Annotated in this window: 13 protein-coding genes; 10 read left to right on the top strand and 3 right to left on the bottom strand. The window is 66.6% G+C overall.

The window, feature by feature from the left end; all coding sequences use genetic code 11:
• Nucleotides 1-75 precede the first annotated feature (75 nt).
• On the bottom strand, nt 76-1,419 hold the full coding sequence (locus AC5P8Z_RS02400; protein ID WP_286071492.1) for a diguanylate cyclase: 1,344 nt from the start codon (nt 1,417-1,419) through the stop codon (nt 76-78).
• 202 nt (nt 1,420-1,621) lie between these two features.
• On the opposite strand from AC5P8Z_RS02400, the gene AC5P8Z_RS02395 reads away from it, so the two are divergent.
• Nucleotides 1,622-2,008, top strand: coding sequence for a hypothetical protein (locus tag AC5P8Z_RS02395; RefSeq protein ID WP_224329155.1), 387 nt, complete (start codon nt 1,622-1,624; stop codon nt 2,006-2,008).
• 111 nt (nt 2,009-2,119) lie between these two features.
• Here the strand turns inward: AC5P8Z_RS02395 and AC5P8Z_RS02390 are convergent, their stop codons facing one another.
• Complete coding sequence (locus tag AC5P8Z_RS02390; RefSeq protein ID WP_258306689.1) at nt 2,120-3,730, bottom strand: MASE1 domain-containing protein; 1,611 nt, start codon at nt 3,728-3,730, stop codon at nt 2,120-2,122.
• 213 nt (nt 3,731-3,943) lie between these two features.
• Entirely contained in the window at nt 3,944-5,221 is a 1,278-nt protein-coding gene (locus tag AC5P8Z_RS02385; protein WP_495227975.1) for an NAD(P)/FAD-dependent oxidoreductase, read from the bottom strand.
• A 160-nt stretch (nt 5,222-5,381) separates the two neighbouring features.
• On the opposite strand from AC5P8Z_RS02385, the gene AC5P8Z_RS02380 reads away from it, so the two are divergent.
• The 9 genes from AC5P8Z_RS02380 (at nt 5,382) to AC5P8Z_RS02340 (ending at nt 16,222) form a co-directional block, all read left to right on the top strand.
• On the top strand, nt 5,382-6,143 hold the full coding sequence (locus tag AC5P8Z_RS02380; protein WP_495227973.1) for a gamma-glutamyl-gamma-aminobutyrate hydrolase family protein: 762 nt from the start codon (nt 5,382-5,384) through the stop codon (nt 6,141-6,143).
• Nucleotides 6,140-7,537 carry a glutamine synthetase family protein gene (locus tag AC5P8Z_RS02375; RefSeq protein ID WP_286071495.1) on the top strand — a complete coding sequence of 466 codons (1,398 nt, stop codon included), beginning with the start codon at nt 6,140-6,142 and terminating at the stop codon, nt 7,535-7,537. The genes AC5P8Z_RS02380 and AC5P8Z_RS02375 overlap by 4 nt, the downstream gene beginning before the upstream one ends.
• Nucleotides 7,538-7,628: 91 nt before the next feature.
• The gene (locus AC5P8Z_RS02370) at nt 7,629-8,738 is read left to right on the top strand and encodes a polyamine ABC transporter substrate-binding protein (RefSeq protein WP_286071496.1); all 1,110 of its coding nucleotides are present in this window, start codon (nt 7,629-7,631) and stop codon (nt 8,736-8,738) included.
• Nucleotides 8,739-8,887: 149 nt separating this feature from the next.
• On the top strand, nt 8,888-10,054 hold the full coding sequence (locus AC5P8Z_RS02365) for an HlyD family secretion protein (protein ID WP_495227972.1): 1,167 nt from the start codon (nt 8,888-8,890) through the stop codon (nt 10,052-10,054).
• The gene (locus tag AC5P8Z_RS02360; RefSeq protein WP_286071498.1) at nt 10,051-11,607 is read left to right on the top strand and encodes a DHA2 family efflux MFS transporter permease subunit; all 1,557 of its coding nucleotides are present in this window, start codon (nt 10,051-10,053) and stop codon (nt 11,605-11,607) included. Before AC5P8Z_RS02365 ends, AC5P8Z_RS02360 begins: the two co-directional genes overlap by 4 nt.
• Nucleotides 11,608-11,615: 8 nt before the next feature.
• Complete coding sequence (locus AC5P8Z_RS02355; RefSeq protein ID WP_495228310.1) at nt 11,616-13,148, top strand: efflux transporter outer membrane subunit; 1,533 nt, start codon at nt 11,616-11,618, stop codon at nt 13,146-13,148.
• 169 nt (nt 13,149-13,317) lie between these two features.
• Nucleotides 13,318-14,454 carry an ABC transporter ATP-binding protein gene (locus AC5P8Z_RS02350; protein ID WP_053505166.1) on the top strand — a complete coding sequence of 379 codons (1,137 nt, stop codon included), beginning with the start codon at nt 13,318-13,320 and terminating at the stop codon, nt 14,452-14,454.
• On the top strand, nt 14,451-15,383 hold the full coding sequence (locus AC5P8Z_RS02345) for an ABC transporter permease subunit (RefSeq protein WP_010486161.1): 933 nt from the start codon (nt 14,451-14,453) through the stop codon (nt 15,381-15,383). The genes AC5P8Z_RS02350 and AC5P8Z_RS02345 overlap by 4 nt, the downstream gene beginning before the upstream one ends.
• Nucleotides 15,380-16,222: an ABC transporter permease subunit gene (locus AC5P8Z_RS02340; RefSeq protein WP_295565689.1), complete on the top strand. Its 843-nt coding sequence runs from the start codon at nt 15,380-15,382 to the stop codon at nt 16,220-16,222. The genes AC5P8Z_RS02345 and AC5P8Z_RS02340 overlap by 4 nt, the downstream gene beginning before the upstream one ends.
• Nucleotides 16,223-16,267 lie beyond the last annotated feature (45 nt).

Here is a 16,267-nt window from a genome sequence, read left to right as displayed (position 1 = left end):
CCTTCATGCGTATGTCGGGGCCGACTGTAGAGCCGCCCTGCGCGGGCGGCGTTGATCTGGATCAAAGCGTGCGGGTCAGGACAGCGCGGGCTCGCGTGGGCGCAGCGGGCTGGCCACCGTGGTGCAGCTGACCCGGTTGCGGCCGCCGGCCTTGGCCAGGTACAGCTGGCGATCGGCCTCGGAGATCAGCCGGTGCAGCGCATCGCGCTGCGGGCGCAGGCAGCACAGGCCGATGCTGACCGTCATGCGCAGGGTGGCGGTGCCGATGTCCACTTCCAGCGCAGCGATGCGCTGGCGCAGCCCCTCGAAGTACAGCAGTGCCTCGTCCTGCTCCATGTCCGGCACCAGCAGGCAGAATTCCTCGCCGCCGAAGCGCGCGATCAGGTCCTGGCCGCGCGCATGGGCGGCCACCGCACCGGCCACCGCGCGCAGCGCATCGTCGCCGGCCTCGTGGCCGTAGGTGTCGTTGATGTGCTTGAAGTGATCGATGTCGATCATCGCCACCGCCACGCACTGGCCGTGCAGCTGCAGTTGCGGCAGCTGGCGCTGGCTCTGCTCCAGGAAGAAGCGCCGGTTGGGCAGGCCGGTGAGGAAATCGCGGGTGGCCAGATCCTGCAGGGTGCCGATCAGTTCCAGCTGGTCCACGTTCTGCGAGACACGGCAGAAGAATTCTTCGCGCGAAAAGGGTTTTCGCAGGAAGTCATTGGCGCCGTTCTTCAGGAAGCGCGGGATGAGCGAGGCATCGGTATTCCCGGAGATGCCGATTACCGCCACCTTGTCGCGCGAGCGCAGGGTGCGCAGGCGACGGGTGAATTCCACGCCCTGCATGCCAGGCATTTCCTGGTCGACCACTGCCAGGCGGATCGCCGGGTGCGCCTCGATCGCGGCCAGGCCTTCGTTGCCATCGGCCGCTTCGTGCACCTCATGGCCGTACATGCGCAGCAGGGCGGCGGCATAGCCGCGCGCGGACGGCGAGTCGTCCACCACCAGCGCGGCGATGCGGCGGTTGCGTTCCAGCCGCTGCACCAGCCACACCAGGTAATCGATGCTGCCGGGGGTGTTCTTCAGCACGTAATCGATGATCTGCTGCTGGAGCACGCGCTTGCGCAGGTCTTCGTCATACACGCCGCTGACCACCACGGTCGGCAGGTCGCGCTTGAGGAAGAACTCGACCACCGCATCGCGGTCGCCATCGGCCAGCACCAGCCCGGTCAGTACCAGGAACCAGCCGCCGCCTTGGCTCAGCAGGCGGTCGGCCTCGGCCAGGGTGGAGGCAATCACCACCGGCAGTTCCAGGCGCTGCTCGATCGCCTCACGCAGCATGCCGGTGAAGGCACGGGAGTTTTCGACCAGCAGGATCCGCTGCGGCAGCGGATCGGCCAGGTCGCCATCGACGGCGGCCTGCGGCAGCATGGGCATGATGCGGTGGCTCACGAGGGAGGGGCTCGGCACGGATAGCGGCGGTTTCGGGTGTAACTTTAGGACGAAAACGTCCGTGTTCGTCGTTTGGCCCATTGCTCAGATGGGAAGCGGTTAGTATCAGCTGGAGGTTCTCGATTTCAACTTCGACCTGGAGGTCACTGTGCGATTTTCATGTTTTGGTGCGGCTACTGGATTTCTGATGCTTGCCGCTGCCCCGGCAATCGCGGGCGGTCCCTCGGATTTTCATGGAAAGCCATTGGCTACGGCTGGGTTGGGGCAGGCCAGTCCGGCTGCGGTCAATCTCAGCCAGGACCCCAGCTGGCAGCTGTATGGATTCCAGCGTGATGGCATTACCTATTTGCAGGTGAACGACCTCCTCGGAAACGTGCAGCTGATTATCGGCAACGCAGGGGGGACCTACTGGGTGCTGCCGGCAGGCAACAATGCGACCAAGGTTTCGCTGCCCCAGCAGAAGATCCAGATACCGGCAGGCGCCAGCCGCTCGCAGATCTACAGCGGCAGCGATTTTTCGCTGGTGCGTTATCGTAGTGGCGGCGAGGTCATCTGGTCGGTTGAGACACCGTAAAGACGTAGAGTTGCGCAGCGGTGTCGGGATATCCTGCGCCGCTGCGCTTGCCGCGATGAACGCGGCAGAGGGCGATTATTGTAGGGCCGGCCCTTTGGCGGACACCGGCCATCAGATCTGGGTCTGCGAGTTTCCCTGCCCGGAGGTGGTCACGTGATCCATAGCGTTGAACGATGCAATGCCGATGGCGGCGGAGTCACCCGTCTCCACCATCGCCATCCGTATCCGATTCCGATGGCACTGCACTGTTCCGCCATAGGCAATCGTGCGGCCAGCCAAGCGCTCGACCGTGGCGGTGACGGTTGACGGTGACAGGCTGCGGTATGAATCCAGCAGTGCGACCGTCATCAGGATGCCGCGGCGTCCTCCTCTCCTGCCGCAACGCACGCGGATGCTGATCTGACCGGATTCACTGTTGATCAACAGCGAAACGGCATCGGTGAGGGCGCGATAGGCGGCCAGCTGCAGGCCGACACTGAGCTGACAGGGATCGCCGAGCAATCGAGGGCGCATCACGCGATGGCTCAGGTCCCAGGTTTCGCGTACGCCGCCGGCCTGGAGGGCGACGTAGAGCCCAAGATGTTCCAGTGCTGCGGGATAGACCATGCTGGTTTGTTCGCGGAACTGTCGCGAATGGACCGAAGCCATATGCAGGAGACTGTTCGCTATCGTGGGATGGCCATGCGCATTGAGCCAATTCACCACCTCGCTGAGCGAGGTGTCGATGCCGTCCCCCAGCTTCCTCAGGTGTCGCGCGCGCTCACGGAGATCAAGCTCGCTTGCCACCAGTGAATTGCGCGCGTGCTTGAGCGCATCTCTTTCACCCACTTCGCCCAATCGCGAACGGTGGTAGTAGTGGGTGATGCGCGACCCTAGCACCAGCAGTGCAGCGCCGGTGACCGCCATGATCTGCTGGGTCGCGAACGCAGCTGGATCGAACGCACCCGTGTAGGGGCTTGGGGTGGTCAGGCCAATGATCAAGTTGAGCGACGGTACTCCGATCGCCGCACCTCGCCAGCCATACAGACAGGTGAGCACGACGACCGGCAGCGCCATCAGCAGCTGCATCGATGTCTTGGCGTTGGCTTCGTCCAAGGGCAGCTGTGCGGCATACAGGCCAATTATGGCCATCAGCGTCAGGGCAGCGAGTGCAGGCGGGGCGAAACCTGATGTCCAACGGGCGTTGCCGGTCCGGCGTGTCCACAGCAACGCAAGCGGTGCAAGGGTCAGTATGCCGATGAAGTCGCCAACGACCAGGCGCGCGATGCTCGCAAGTACCGGCATCTCCGGTGGTGTCGGCCACAGAAGGTGTGCCAACATCAGATTGAGCGCCGTGACCACCAGTGCCGAAGCCGCCGCGACTGAAATCAGCCATGCATTCTTCGTGGTCACCATCATTTTCCGGTGCAGATGCACGATCAGCATCACTGCAGGCATCAGCAGTGCCGAACCAAGCACTATCCAGGCCAGTCCATACTTCTCGATCATTGGCACACGCATCTGCGCAAAGTAGGCGTATTCGCCCAGCAGCAGGTACGGCCACCATCGAGGCGGGAACAACAGCACCGCAGCCACGCGGACGCCGGCGGGCAGGTAGAACTGGTCGAGCGACAACTGGCGAGACGCCCAGCATGCGATGGCGTACAACAGCGCAAGGACCAGCCCCGCCGGGCGGATACGCAACTTCAACTGCAGGCCTTCATTCCACCAGTTCAATCGCACATCTCCCTCTAGTACGTTCCCTGTCAGCATCCATTCGCCGCGGGACCCGGTTCTGAGGGACGGTATCGGCATGAAATAGATAATGCAATTGCCGATGCGATCTGTCGATCAAATGAGAATTCCGTCACGCCCTTCTGGATGAGTGCTCTTCACTTGCTGTGGAGGTCCGGGAATTGCCAGTTCTTCGGAATCCCTCCGTGTCAGCTCACTGTTTCACCACAACGCATCCCGCAGCTTGTACCACGACATCGCCGCCACCAGCAGCGGCGTGCGCAGCAGCCGGCCGCCAGGGAAGGGGGCATGCCGCAGGCGCTGGAACACGTCCAGGCGCTCACTCTGGCCTGCAATGGCGGCGGCGATCACCTCGCCGGCCAGCCCGGCGGCGGCCACCCCGTGGCCGGAGAACCCCTGCGCGAAGTACAGGTTGCCGTCCAGCCGGCCCCAATGCGGGGCGCGGTTGCGGGTAATGTCCACATAACCGCCCCAGACCTGCTCCAGTGGCACGTCGGCCAGCTGCGGGAACACCTGGTGCATGCGCCGCTGCATCACCCCGCGCAGGCCGGGTGGGGGCAGTGCTGAATAGCTGGCACGGCCACCAAACAGCAGGCGATGGTCGTGGCTGAGACGGAAGTAATCCAGTGCCCAGGCGGTGTCGGCCACGGCCATGTTGTTGCCGATCAGGGCACGGGCGCGCTCGGCACCCAGCGGAGCGCTGGCGCCGATATAGGTGCCGACCGGCATGATCCGCCGTTCCAGCTCGGGCAGCAGGCCCTGCAACCAGGCGTTGCCGGCCACCACCAGATGCGCAGCGCGCACGCTTCCCTGCGCGGTATGCAGGGTGGGCTGCGGTCCGCGCTGCACGCGGGTCACTGCGGAGTTCTCATGGATCACCGCGCCGGCCGCACGCGCCGCATCGGCCAGTCCGCGGGCATAGGCCAGGGGCTGCAGATGCGCGCTGAGCGGATCGAACATCGCGGCGCGGTAGCGTGGGCTGTCCAGCTGTGCGCGCAGGGCATCATGGTCCCACCACTGCATGGGGTAGTGGTAGTGGCGTTGCAGATGCTCGCAGTTGGCCTGAAGGTCGCGCTCATGGCGTTCGCGGATGGCGACGCTGGCGTGGCCTTCCACCCAATGACAGTCAATGCCGTGGCGATCGATGCGTGCGCGCATCGCCTGCACCGCGTCGCGTGACCAGTCGAACAGGTGGCGCGCATCATCACGACCGAGCTGACGCTCCAGTTCGTCCACCTCGCAGCCATAGCCGACCAGCGCCTGGCCACCATTGCGGCCGGACGCGCCCCAACCGATCCGCTGCGCCTCCAGTACCACCACGCGCTGGCCACGCGTAGCCAGTTCAAGTGCGGCGGTCAGGCCGGTATAGCCGGCGCCGAGCACGGCCACGTCGGCCTGCACGTCGCCCCGCAGCGCGGGCAGGGCAGGCGGCTCGGGCAGGCTGGCGGCATACCAGCTGGGCGGAAAGGCGGCACTCACTGCGGGCCTCGCGGGCGCAGGGCAACGGGGCAGGGCGGGGCAGGACGATCAGCGTTCACGCGCCTAGTTTCGCCGATGCGTGTCGGCCGTGGCGTGACGGCCGCGACTTGCCGCCGTTGCGGACAGGCGGGTAACGTGTCGGCACGCCAAGGAGTTTTCCATGCGTCGCCTGCCCTGGGTGGGGCTGCCCACCGACAGCACTGTGCTCGGTCATCACCGTTTTGCGGTGGCCGGCGAAAAGTACGTGCGCGCGCTGGCTGAGGCGGCCGACGTCACCCCGGTGATACTGCCCAGCCTGCAGCCACCGCTGCCGCCCGCCGATTGGCTGCACGGCCTCGATGGCCTGCTGCTGACCGGTGCCGTCAGCAACATCGAGCCGCAGCACTACGAAGGTGGCCGCAGCTGGCGGGGCAACCCGCATGACCCGGCCCGTGACGCCAACGCGTTTGCGCTGCTGCATGAGGCATTGGCGCTGGATCTGCCGGTGCTGGCGATCTGCCGTGGTTTCCAGGAATTGAATGTCGCGCTGGGCGGTACGCTGCATCCGCAGGTACATGCGGTGCCGGGTCTGACCGACCACCGGGAAGACCCGCATGCGCCGGTAGAGATGCAGTATGGGCCGGCCCACGCGGTCACCCTGGCCGTCGATGGCTGGTTGGCGCAGTGGCAGGGCGGTGACCGCGCGCAGGTCAATTCGGTGCACGGGCAGGGTATTGCGCGACTGGCCTACGGTCTGCAGGTCGAGGCCCGGGCCGATGACGGACTGGTCGAAGCGGCCCGCAGCGCGCATCATCGTTTCGTGCTCGGCGTACAGTGGCACCCGGAGTGGCGTGTCATGCAGGCGCCGTTCTATCACGCTATTTTCCGTGCGTTCGGCCAAGCTTGCCGAGAGCACCAACAGAACCGACTGGATTCCCGATGAGTTCCCGAACGCGTCCGCGCAAGACGGCCACGCCCCCCGCACCGCAGGAAAGCAGCTTGCTGCGCTGGTTGAAGGAGCGGCGCATCACCGAGGTCGAATGCCTGGTGCCGGACATCACCGGCAACGCGCGCGGCAAGATCATTCCGGCCGACAAGTTCTCGCACGATTACGGTACGCGCCTGCCCGAAGGCATCTTCGCCACCACCGTCACCGGTGAATTCCCTGACGACTACTACGAGCTGACCTCGCCGTCGGACTCGGACATGATGCTGCGCCCGGACCCGGATACGGTGCGCATGGTGCCGTGGGCGGCCGATGCGACCGCGCAGGTGATCCACGACTGCTACACCAAGCATGGCGAGCCGCACGAGCTGGCGCCACGCAACGTGCTGCGCCGTGTGCTGGCCGGATATGCCGAACTGGGCCTGCGCCCGGTGGTGGCGCCGGAGCTGGAATTCTTCCTGGTGCAGAAGAACACCGACCCGGACTTCCCGCTGCTGCCGCCGGCTGGTCGCTCGGGGCGCCCGGAAACGGCGCGGCAGTCGTACTCGATCGATGCGGTCAACGAGTTCGACCCGATCCTCGACCTGATGTACGACTACGCCGATGCGATGAAGCTGGACGTGGACACGCTGATCCACGAATCCGGCGCGGCGCAGCTGGAAGTCAATTTCACCCATGCCGATGCGATGGACCTGGCCGACCAGGTCTTCCTGTTCAAGCGCACCATGCGCGAGGCGGCAATGCGCCACGGGGTGTATGCCACCTTCCTGGCCAAGCCGATGGAGAACGAGCCGGGCAGTGCCATGCACATCCACCAGAGCCTGGTGCGGGTGAGCGACGGCACCAACGTGTTTGCCGGTGATACCGAAGTCGAAGGCGAGTTCAGCCCGGTGTTCGGCCATTACCTGGGCGGCCTGCAGAAGTACGCGCCGCAGGCGATGGCGTTCTTCGCGCCGAACGTGAATTCCTACCGCCGGCTGGTGTTCGGCGAGGTCTCGCCGAGCAATGTGCACTGGGGCTTCGACAACCGCACCTGCGGCCTGCGCGTGCCGCTGGACACACCCGAGAACATGCGCGTTGAGAGCCGTTTCGCCGGCTCCGACGCCAACCCCTACCTGGCGATGGCCGCGACCCTGGCCTGCGGCCTGCTCGGCATCCGTGAGCGGCTGGCACCGGACGCGCCGGTGACCGGCAGCGCCAAGGAACTGGGCTACAACCTGCCGCGCTCGCTGGGCGAGGCGCTGGACGGGCTGGAGCAGTGCAGCGAGCTGCAGGCCCTGCTGGGCGAGCGCTTCTGCCGGGCCTACATCTCGGTCAAACGCAAGGAATACGAGACCTTTTTCCGTGTCATCAGCTCGTGGGAGCGCGAGTTCCTGCTGCTGAACGTCTGAGCATCTGGAATAGAAAAATCCGCCGCCGGGGGGTAGGCTGGCACCCGTTGCCGGCCCCGCCGGCCCCCCTTCCCGCATTCTGGAGCACCCGATGAAGCTGCGTATCCTCACGCTCGGCCTGGCCTCCGCCATGCTTGCCGCCTGTGGCGGTGGCAAAGGCGGCGCGCAGGACAGCCAGGTCCTGAACGTCTACAACTACAGCGATTACATCGCCGAGGACACCATCCCGACCTTCGAGAAGGAGAGCGGCATCAAGGTGACCTACGATGTGTTCGACAGCGACGAGATGGTCGAGACCAAGCTGCTGGCCGGCAACAGCGGCTACGACGTGGTGGTGCCGACCCTGAACTTCTTCGGGCGCCAGATCCAGGCCGGCGTGTTCCTGCCGCTGGACAAGAGCAAGATCCCGAACCTGGCCAACCTCGATCCGGCGGTGATGAAGCGCATCGCCACCCAGGACCCGGGCAACCAGTACGGCGTGCCGTACATGATCGGCACCACCGGCATCGGCTACAACGTGGAGATGCTGAAGCAGCGTTTCGGCGGCAGCACCGACATCGCCAACAGCTGGGACCTGGTGTTCAAGCCGGAGAACATCAGCAAGATGAAGGACTGCGGCGTGACCATCCTGGACACGCCGGCGGACATGATCCCGATCGCGCTGCATTATCTGGGCCTGGACCCGCACAGCGGCGACCCGGCCGAGCTGCAGAAGGCGGCCGACCTGCTGAAGTCGATCCGCCCGTACGTGCAGAACTTCCACTCCTCGCAGTACGTGGGTTCGCTGGCCAACGGCGGCACCTGCCTGGTGGTGGGCTGGTCGGGTGACATCATCCAGGCGCGCGACCGCGCCGAGGAAGCCAGCAACGGCGTGCACGTGGCCTATTCGATCCCGAAGGAAGGCGCCCCGCAGTGGTTCGACATGCTGGCGATCCCGAAGGATGCCAAGCACCCGGAAGCGGCCTACACGTTCATCAACTACCTGCTGGAACCGAAGGTCGCCGCGGCCAACACCAACTTCATCCACTACGCCAACCCGATCCCGACCGCCACCCCGCTGGTGGACGAGGCGATCCGTACCGACCCGACCATCTACCCGCCGGCCGATGTGGCCGAGAAGATGTTCACCTACTCGATCAACACGCCGGAGACCGACAAGCTCTACACCCGGCTGTGGACCGAGGTGAAGACCGGCAGGTGATGTGACGGCCGCGCCGGGTCATGCCCGGCCGCGGCCGGCAGACATCGGCACGCAGGAAACGGAGGCCAGCGGCCTCCGTTTTTTTTTCACCTCATGTCCGCGCGACTTCCCCTACCGTCCCGTATGGCACCGACCGACGCCTCGAGACAATGACCGAACAGCCCCAGCGCGCAGACGCCGCCCCTGATGAAACGCCCTCCACTGAGGACAAGCCTTCGCCGCTGAAGAATCCCAAGGTCCGCTGGACCCTGGCCATCATCGGCGCCGTCGTGGTCATCGCCCTGGTTGCCTGGCTGATCTACCACCTGCTGGTCGGCCGCTACCTGCAGGACACCAACAACGCCTACCTGCAGGCCGACGCGGTAGCGGTGGCTCCGCGCATCAATGGCTACGTGACCGAAGTGCTGGTGGAGGACAACCAGTGGGTCAAGGCCGGCGAACCGCTGCTGCGTATCGACCCGCGTACCTACCGTGCGACGCTGGACCAGGCCGAGGCGGTGATCGCCGTGCGTGAAGCCGACATCGCCGCCGCTGCGGCTGGGGTGCAGGGCCAGCAGTCCAGCCTGCTGCAGGCACGTACCCAGCTCACCGCTGCCACCGCCTCGCTGCGCTTCGGCAAGGCCGAGCTGGCGCGATTCATCCCGCTGGCGGCCAGTGGTGCCGACACCCATGAACATGTTGAAAGCCTGCGCCACGACGTCGAGCGCGCCCAGGCCCAGTACGATGCGGCCAGAGCGCAGATCCAGGGCGCACAGAGCCAGATCGAGGCCAGCCAGGCCCAGCTTGAGCAGGCCCAGGCCGGGCTGAAGCAGGCGCAGGCCGACGCCGCGCAGGCGCGGGTGGCGTTCGAGGACACCGAGCTACGCGCGCGCATCGATGGCCGTGTCGGCAACAAGACCGTGCAGGTTGGCCAGTTCGTTGCTGCCGGCACCCGAACCATGACCATCGTGCCGGTCGAATCGCTGTACCTCAGTGCCAACTTCAAGGAAACCCAGGTGGGCCTGATGCGCGCCGGGCAGCCGGCCGAGATCAAGGTCGATGCGTTGCCTGGCACGACGCTGCGCGGCACGGTGGAGAGCATTTCGCCGGGTACCGGCTCGCAGTTCGCGCTGCTGCCGCCGCAGAACGCCACGGGCAACTTCACCAAGGTGGTGCAGCGCGTGCCGGTCCGCATCCGGGTGGACGCCGGTGAAGAAGCACGCAAGGTGCTGGTGCCGGGTATGTCGGTGGAGGTGACCGTCGATACCCGCAGCGCCAAGGATGCACGCGAGCGCAGGCATGACGAGGCCGAAGCCACGGGTGCGCCGGCGCGATGAGCACCCCCGCCGCTTCCGCTGCGCCCACCACCGAAGGCAAGGCTGATGCGAGTGCCTGGCTGGCCGTGGCGGCCGGCACCATCGGCTCGTTCATGGCCACGCTGGACATCTCCATCGTCAATGCGGCCCTGCCCACCATCCAGGGCGAGGTTGGCGCCAGTGGCACCGAGGGCACCTGGATATCCACCGCCTTCCTTGTCTCGGAAATCGTAATGATTCCGCTGACCGGCTGGTTCGTGCGCACGCTGGGCCTGCGCACCTTCCTGCTGATCTGCGCCACGCTGTTCACCGCGTTCTCGGTGATGTGCGGGCTGGCCGACTCGCTCCCGATGATGATCGCTGGACGGGTCGGGCAGGGTTTTGCCGGTGGTGCGCTGATCCCGACCGCGCTGACCATCGTCGGCACGCGGCTGCCGCCGACGCAGCAGCCCCTGGGTACGGCGTTGTTCGGCATGACCGTGATCCTGGGCCCGGTGATCGGTCCCTTGCTGGGGGGCTGGTTGACCGAGAACGTCAGCTGGCACTACGCGTTCTTCATCAACGTGCCGATCTGCGCCGGGCTGGTGGCCCTGCTGCTGCTTGGCCTGCCGCATGAAACGTCTGATTGGGGCGGGCTGCTGCGTGCGGACTGGCTGGGCATTGTCGGCATGACCGCGGGCCTTTCCGCGCTGACCGTGGTGCTGGAGGACGGCCAGCGCGAGCGCTGGTTCGAATCCACCATGATCGTGGTACTCAGCATCGTCTCGGTGCTCGGCTTCGCGCTGCTGGCGCTCTCGCAGTTCACCAGCAAGGCGCCGGTCATCCGCCTCAACATTCTGTTCCAGCGTAGTTTCGGCGCAGTGTTCGTGATGGTCATGGCGGTGGGCATGATCCTGTTCGGGGTCATGTACATGATTCCGCAGTTCCTGGCGGTCATCGCCGGCTACAACACCGAGCAGGCCGGCTATGTGCTGCTGCTGGCCGGCCTGCCGACCATCCTGCTGATGCCGTTGATGCCGAAGATGCTGGAAACGGTCGACGTGCGCATCATGGTGTTCGGTGGCATGTTGTGCTTCGCTGCGGCCTGCTTCGTCAACCTGGGGCTGACCCCGGACAGCATCGGCCCGCACTTCGTCATCGGCCAGCTGCTGCAGGGCTGCGGGCTGGCGCTGGCGATGATGGCGCTGAACCAGGCCGCCATCACTTCGGTACCGCGCGAGTACGCCAGCGATGCTTCGGGCCTGTTCAACGCTGCGCGCAACCTCGGCGGCTCGATCGGGCTGGCCATCATCTCCACCTTCCAGGAACGCCGCGCCACCCTGCACATCGATGCGATCGGCAGCAGTGTCACCGCCAACTCGACCATTGCCCAGGACGCGCTGCATGCCTACGGCCAGCAGCTGGGTGACGCGACGCAGGCAATGGCGGTGCTGGCGCAGACGGTGCAGATGCAGGCGATGGTGATGGCCTACAACGACCTGTTCTGGATCTTCGGCCTGATCGTGGTGGCGACCCTGCCGCTGGTGTTCCTGCTCAAGCCCCTGCCCAAGGGCGTTCCATTGGCGATGCACTGATGACTTCGATGACCCTGCCCGTGTCCCTTCGCCTGCGCCGGCTGTGCCCGGCCGCGCTGCCGCTGCTGTTGGCCGGTTGTATGTTGGGGCCGGATTACGTGAAACCGGACGTGGCCACCGGCGCGACCGCGCAGGCGCGGTTGCCGCGCGCGGCGCAGGCCGGCGTGCAGCCCGCGACCCCGCCCAGCCAGTGGTGGCGCGCGCTCAACGATCCACTGCTGGACCAGCTGGTGGACGAGGCGCTGCGCAACAGCCCCAACCTGCGCGCCGCCCAGGCCAAGCTGTTGGCCTCGCGCGCGGTGCAGCGCCAGCGCCGCGCCGAGCAGCTGCCCAGCGTGGGCGCTGCGGCAGGCTACGCCAACATCAAGGCGCCGGATTCGATCGAGAACAGCGTGCGTGGCCTGGGCGAGAACATCGCCGGCGTGGCCGAGGCCAACGGCCGACCGCAGGAGGCGGCGCAGCTGCGCCAGCAGTTCGCCGACATCGATCTGGACACCGAACTCTACGTGGCCGGCTTCGACGCCAGCTGGGAACTGGACCTGTTCGGTCGGCGGCGTCGCGCCGCCGAGCAGGCAGCCGCCGAAGCCGAGGCCAACGCAGCCGCCCTGGCCGATGCGCAGGTGCAGCTGGCCGCGGAGCTGACCCAGGCCTACCTGGGCTACCGCAGCAGCCGCGAGCGTATCGCGCTGGCCGAAAACAACCTTCGCGCCGCCGATGAAAGCCTGCAGCTGACCCGTCAGCGCCGCCAGCGCGGCGCCGATTCCGACCTGCAGGTCGAGCGCGCGCAGGCCCAGCTGCAACAGCAGCAGGCTGCGCTGCCGCCGCTGCAGGCACAGGCCGATGAGGCCCGCGACGTGCTGGCCCTGATGGTTGGCCGCGAGCCGGGGGCGCTGGATGCGCGGTTGGCGGCGGACCAGCCGTTGCCGGTGTTGCCGGCCAGCGTGCCGGTGGATGACGCGAGCGCGTTGATCCAGCGCCGGCCGGACGTGCGCAAGGCGGAGCGCGAGCTGGCGGCCTCCTCGGCGCAGATCGGCCAGGCGATCTCGGCCTACTTTCCGCAGGTGACCCTGCTGGGCAGCCTCGGGGCGGGCGCCACATCGGTGTCCGACCTGGGGCGGGACTCGGCCGCTACCATCGTGGCCCCGTTCCTGCGCTGGTCGTTGTTCGACTTCGGCGTGAACAAGGCACGCGTGGCCCAGGCGCGAGCCGGCAATGAGGCCCGGCTGGCGGCTTACGAGGGCACGGTGCTGGCGGCGCTGCAGGATGCCAACACCGCGCTGGCGCGCTTCGGAGCGGCTCGCCAGCAGCTGCAGGCCAGCGTCCGCGCCGAGGCCTCGGCAGACCGCTCGCTGGCCCTGATGCAGCAGCGCCGGCAGGCCGGGGCCACCTCGCAGATCGACCTGCTGGACGTGCAGCGCCAGCGCCTGCAGGCCCAGGATGCCGCCGCCCAGGCCCGCCTGCAGCTGCTGGTGCGCTACGTGGCGCTGCAGAAGAGCCTGGGTCTTGGCTGGCAGGACGCCCCGCCGGTGGCCGCGCGTTGATATGTTCCGCCGGGCATGGCCCGGCGCTACCAGAACGATGCCACGCCGTAGCGCCGGGCCATGCCCGGCGAGCGCAGCGGCCAGCCGCCCGCCACAGCCTGTCATACCGTCATCGCCCCCCGGCCGGTAGAATGGCCGCCGCTGTCCACCGCCCGCTCCCGGAGCCCCCATGCCCGTTGAAGCCCAGCCGGTAGCCGCCGTCGTCGACACGACCGGTGCGCCCGGCTATCTCTCCATTCGTGATTTGCGCAAGGAATTCGACGGTTTCGTCGCCGTCGACGACGTCAACCTGGACGTGCGCAAGGGCGAGATCTTTGCCCTGCTCGGTGGCTCCGGCAGCGGCAAATCGACCCTGCTGCGCTGCCTCGGCGGCTTCGAGACGCCCACCAAGGGCAGCATCACCCTCGATGGCCAGCGCCTGGACGCGCTGCCGCCGTACCAGCGGCCGGTCAACATGATGTTCCAGTCCTACGCCCTGTTCCCGCACATGACGGTCGAGCAGAACATCGCCTTCGGCCTGAAGCAGGATGGCCTCGGCAAGGACGCGATCAGCAAGCGCGTCGGCGAGATGCTGGACCTGGTGCAGATGGGCCACCTGGGCAAGCGCAAGCCGCATCAGCTCTCCGGCGGCCAGCAGCAGCGCGTGGCGCTGGCGCGGTCGCTGGCCAAGGGGCCGAAGCTGCTGCTGCTGGACGAGCCGATGGGCGCGCTGGACAAGAAGCTGCGCTCGCAGATGCAGCTGGAGCTGGTCAGCATCATCGAATCGTCGGGCGTGACCTGCGTGATGGTTACCCACGACCAGGAAGAAGCGATGACCATGGCCACCCGCATCGCGGTGATGGATGCCGGCTGGATCCAGCAGGTCGGCAAGCCCGACGAGGTCTACGAGCAGCCGGCCAACCGCTTCGTCGCCGAGTTCATCGGTTCGGTCAACCTGTTCGACGGGGTGATCGACGAGGACCTGCCCGAGTACGTCACCGTCCGCTCGCCGCTGTTCCCGGCGCCGATCTACATCGCCCATGGCATCACCTGCTACGAAGGGCAGCCAGTGGCGTTCGCGCTGCGCCCGGAGAAGGTGATGATCGGCAAGGACGAGCCGGAAGGGCACACCAACAAGGCCCAGGGCGTGATCGAGGACATCGCCTATTTCGGCAGCCACTCGGTCTACCACGTGCGCCTGCCCAGCGGTGCCAAGGTGCTGGCCAATTTCGCCAACTCGCAGCGCTGGGCCAGTGATGGCCTGACCTGGGGCGACAGCGTGTGGGTGCACTGGCGCGACAACGACGGCGTGGTGCTGACCTCATGAGCACGGCCGGCCTGAAGCGCTGGCTGCCGGGGCTGCGTGCCACGGTGATCGGCATTCCGTACCTGTGGCTGCTGCTGTTCTTCGCAGTGCCGTTCCTGATCGTGCTGATGATCAGCTTCTCGCTCAGCCGGGTCGGCTCGCCGCCGTACACCTGGCTGCTGCAGTACGTGGATGGCGGCTTCTCGCTGAAGCTGAACCTGGAAAACTACCTGGCGCTGTTCCGCGATTCGATCTATGCGCAGGCGTTCCTGAGCTCGATCAGGATCGCGGCGATCTCCACCTTCCTGACCCTGCTGATCGGCTACCCGATGGCCTACGCCATCGCCCGCCTGTCACCGGCCGCGCGCAACGTGGCGATGATGCTGGTGGTGCTGCCGTCGTGGACCTCGTTCCTGATCCGCGTGTATGCGTGGAAGGCGATCCTGGACCGCAACGGCCTGCTCGACCAGTTCCTGCAGTTCACCGGCCTGCAGTCGCTGATGACCAGCCTCGGCCTGCCCAAGCTGCAGCTGATCGATACGCCGACCGCCGCCTACATCGGCATCGTCTACTGCTACCTGCCGTTCATGGTGCTGCCGCTGTACGCCAACCTGGTCAAGCATGACCACCGGCTGCTGGAAGCGGCCTACGACCTGGGTGCCAAGCCGTGGCAGGCGTTCCTGCGCATCACCCTGCCGTTGTCGAAGGCGGGCATCATCGCTGGCTGCATGCTGGTGATGATTCCGGCGATCGGTGAATTCGTGATCCCGGAAATGCTGGGCGGCTCGGAGACGCTGATGGTCGGACGCCAGCTGTGGAACGAGTTCTTCAACAACCGCAACTGGCCGGGCGCCTCGGCGATGGCGGTGGCAATGATCCTGTTGCTGCTGGTGCCGATCCTGCTGTTCAACCGTTCCCAGCAGCGCCTGCTGGAAGGGAAGCAGGCATGAGCCCGCGTACCGCCAAGGGCCTGGGTCTGGGCGTGCTGCTGCTCGGCTTCGCCTTCCTGTACCTGCCGATCCTGCTGTTGATGTTCTACTCGTTCAACAGCTCGCGGCTGGCGATGGTCTGGGCCGGGTTCTCCACCCGCGCCTACAGCGACCTGTTCGCCGACCGCGCGTTGATGGAGGCGATGTGGACCAGCCTGGTGGTGGCGTTCTGGACCGCCTGTACCGCCACCGTGCTCGGCACGCTGGCGGCGATGGTGATGACCCGCTTCAAACGCTTCCGCGGCAAGCCGCTGTTCGGTGCGCTGGTCACCGCACCGCTGGTGATGCCGGATGTGATCCTCGGCTTCTCGCTGATGGCGCTGCTGGCCTCGATGGGGGCTATTCCCGGTTTCCCCGCACGCGGCCTGACCACCATCTGGATCGCGCACGTCACGTTCACCCTCTGCTTTGTCACCGTGGTGGTGTCTTCGCGCCTGCAGGAAATGGACCTGTCGCTGGAAGAAGCGGCGATGGATCTGGGGGCCAGCCGGCTGACCGTGTTCGGCCGCATCACCCTGCCGATCATCGCGCCGGCGCTGGTGGCGGGCTGGCTGCTGGCCTTCACCCTGTCGCTGGATGACGTGGTGGTGGCCAGCTTCGTCGCCACGCCGGGCTCGACCACGCTGCCGATGAAGGTGTTCGCGTCGGTGCGCATGGGGATCAGCCCCAAGATCAACGCGTTGGCCACGCTGCTGGTGTCGGCAGTCTCGATCGCCGCGGTGATCGGCTGGTACATCAATGCCCGCGCCGAGAAGCGACGCCAGCGCGATCTGCAGCTGGCGCGGCAGGACAACGGCTGACGCCGCAGCCACATCCGGCTCACGGCCGGCGGCGCACAATGGGGG

The sequence above is a fragment of the Stenotrophomonas sp. YJH_SMC_17 genome (genome assembly GCF_059371655.1).
The sequence above is the reverse complement of the archived record's forward strand: the minus strand, read 5'-3'. Positions and strand labels throughout refer to the sequence as shown.

Coding starts and splice junctions, on each gene's coding strand:
- AC5P8Z_RS02400 (WP_286071492.1), bottom strand. CDS start 1,419: ATGCCCATGCTGCCGCAGGCCGCCGTCGATGGCGACCTGGCCGATCCG.
- AC5P8Z_RS02395 (WP_224329155.1), top strand. CDS start 1,622: ATGCTTGCCGCTGCCCCGGCAATCGCGGGCGGTCCCTCGGATTTTCAT.
- AC5P8Z_RS02380 (WP_495227973.1), top strand. CDS start 5,382: ATGCGTCGCCTGCCCTGGGTGGGGCTGCCCACCGACAGCACTGTGCTC.
- AC5P8Z_RS02375 (WP_286071495.1), top strand. CDS start 6,140: ATGAGTTCCCGAACGCGTCCGCGCAAGACGGCCACGCCCCCCGCACCG.
- AC5P8Z_RS02370 (WP_286071496.1), top strand. CDS start 7,629: ATGAAGCTGCGTATCCTCACGCTCGGCCTGGCCTCCGCCATGCTTGCC.
- AC5P8Z_RS02365 (WP_495227972.1), top strand. CDS start 8,888: ATGACCGAACAGCCCCAGCGCGCAGACGCCGCCCCTGATGAAACGCCC.
- AC5P8Z_RS02360 (WP_286071498.1), top strand. CDS start 10,051: ATGAGCACCCCCGCCGCTTCCGCTGCGCCCACCACCGAAGGCAAGGCT.
- AC5P8Z_RS02355 (WP_495228310.1), top strand. CDS start 11,616: ATGACCCTGCCCGTGTCCCTTCGCCTGCGCCGGCTGTGCCCGGCCGCG.
- AC5P8Z_RS02350 (WP_053505166.1), top strand. CDS start 13,318: ATGCCCGTTGAAGCCCAGCCGGTAGCCGCCGTCGTCGACACGACCGGT.
- AC5P8Z_RS02345 (WP_010486161.1), top strand. CDS start 14,451: ATGAGCACGGCCGGCCTGAAGCGCTGGCTGCCGGGGCTGCGTGCCACG.
- AC5P8Z_RS02340 (WP_295565689.1), top strand. CDS start 15,380: ATGAGCCCGCGTACCGCCAAGGGCCTGGGTCTGGGCGTGCTGCTGCTC.